The 2,277-nt window shown below is 33.8% G+C and carries 1 protein-coding gene and 1 pseudogene; both read right to left on the reverse strand.

Annotation, left to right across the window (positions count from 1 at the left end):
• Positions 1 to 276: 276 nt before the first annotated feature.
• Positions 277 to 691, reverse strand: a pseudogene (locus QRN68_RS27110) (transposase); the annotation flags it as partial.
• A 667-nt stretch (positions 692 to 1,358) separates the two neighbouring features.
• A partial coding sequence (locus tag QRN68_RS17255) for a type II toxin-antitoxin system antitoxin SocA domain-containing protein (protein ID WP_285398145.1) occupies positions 1,359 to 2,277 on the reverse strand: 919 nt, incomplete at its 5' end.

Here is a 2,277-nt window from a genome sequence, read left to right on the forward strand (position 1 = left end):
GCCCTCGCCAAAGGATATAGTAAAAAAATGAATGTTTACTACCCTCTGCTTAAGTATCTTCGTTTTTATTCTAAAAAGATAAAAACAGAAAACAGAAAATTCAGTTAATTTTTTTGCGACGGTAGTGATTTACGCTTTATACTGAAAGTGCATCTGCTAAAATTCTGTTGATGAATTAAATTACAAGTTTAATGAATTGAAATCACATCAGATTGTCACTTTAGAAGAAATTGAAAATCTGATCGATTCACATTATAAAGAAAACCCTGCCCCGACAACTGGCATAAATGTGGCACCATCTGACCAGCCCAATGTAAGCATCCGAAAGCCTTTATAGAAACGTTTACCAGTTGATTAATGGTCTCGACAACGCGCTAGTAGTTCTACCTTTTTACTACGATTACGGTCATACATGGAGTCATCTACAATGAGTACCTTTGGTCGGTCTGCGTTGGTAAGCACACTCACTTTTTGAATTGTATGTGCACTGAATAGAGTGAGAAATCGACGCCATGCAAATTTCGAATAGTTTAGGAAACGATAAACCGTATCATTTCCTGGATATTGGTCACTTTTTTTTACTTTGAAGCAAGGTAAACCAGCTTTTGTGCTGGAATACGAGGCAAAAGACAAGTTGAAATAAATAGCTTGTCGAAAAGCCGAATCCTTTTATAATCTTGGCGTTACGAAGAAGGTTATTAGAAAGCTACTATGACCTCTGCTGACTTCTCTTGATTCATCCGATTATCACTAATGCGATTGTTAATTCAATAACCCTCAAGGGACCTCCCGGGTAATCACAACCACTTTCCTCTCATGTAACTGCCAGATTTACTGGATGGGATTCGGGCAGTATTGGACTTTACTTTGTTTAGCAAGCTCATCCGTCCCAATTCAGCCTTGTATCTGATTTCTGTTCGTCAGTTCGAGATTTTGCGTCCGACTTCCTTCAGATTCCATGTCACTATGGACACCCTTGTCTTTCGCTAACAGTTCCTACTGCCAAGTCTGTAGTGGACTTTCACCACCAAGTTGTTGCGCATGCCGGGCGCACTCAAAAAAAGTCACGATATTTATATCGTGACTTAATAAATTATATTATTAGGCGTGTTGATTAGGAAAAAATAGGTTTATTATTGAACGATAAAAGGTTTTTTTGTCACTGTTTTGCCAATAAATTTCCATTTTAACTGATTGTAGCGTAGGGCTACTCGACTCCCGCGCGAAAGCGAGACAGGCGAGAACCTTCACGGAGCGTAGCGGAGGAAGCTGCTCGACGCTCGCCCGCAGGAAAGCGAGTAGCCCGTAGCGGAAATCAGCCTCTTGGGGTGTATAAAAATGGATAATCAACACACCTGTTATATTATATTTCTATTCATATCTAAATCTTCAGCATAAGAGTAAGGAATTAAACTTTTATTTGATATTTCAATCCAACATTTTTCTTCATGCGAAAAATCTTTTATTTCATTTGCATACATGTTTTTAAATTTTTTATAAACAAAATTCAAAATCTCTAGTTCTTGATCATTAAATATTTCTTTTTCGGATTTATCGCTAATAGGATTTATATAAGATCCATGTTCGTTTTCAACTATTTCTATGTCTTTTACGTTATCATAAAGAGTTTGAAATTTCTCAGGTACTGGACCATAATAATCCCTTATATACTTTCCTCCACTTATAGATTCACTATATTTTTTAAAGAAATAATAATCTGCATAAAACATTAATTTATTCAATTTAGTTAAATACGGTCTATCTTTTTTAGAAAAAAACCAAACCATGTTAGAAAATTTATTAAAATCAAATGATTTGTTCCCACTATATATATCTGGATCATGGTGAAAAATATCTCTAATAGTACTTATTATTCTTTCTTCATATTTGTTCTCTTGTAACAAATTTTCTAAGATTATTTTTAATTCGTTTGATTTTGTTTCACTAATTTTTTCTGAATTTTTTTCCAATAATTTTAACATTGTATTTGGATCAGTACTATCTTTTATTATTTGGTTTTGTGCTAATGTAGGTAGAGAACCACGTTCATATCTTGAAATTGTTATTTCTCCAAATCCAAGTAATTGAGAAAATTCACGTTGATTTAAATTATATTTATCACGTAATTTTTTGATTTCATCGGGTGAAATTATATCATATTCTTCTCGGTACAATTGAAATGCTTTATCTTGATTTTCTATGTCAAATTGTCTATGAAATAATTCCCTAAATTGCAATATCAAGTTGAACACTTTTTTCAAAAACATCTCAGAGGTT

Origin of the sequence: Lysinibacillus sp. fls2-241-R2A-57 (assembly GCF_030209535.1) — a bacterium.
In the GTDB taxonomy this organism is placed as follows: domain Bacteria; phylum Bacillota; class Bacilli; order Bacillales_A; family Planococcaceae; genus Lysinibacillus.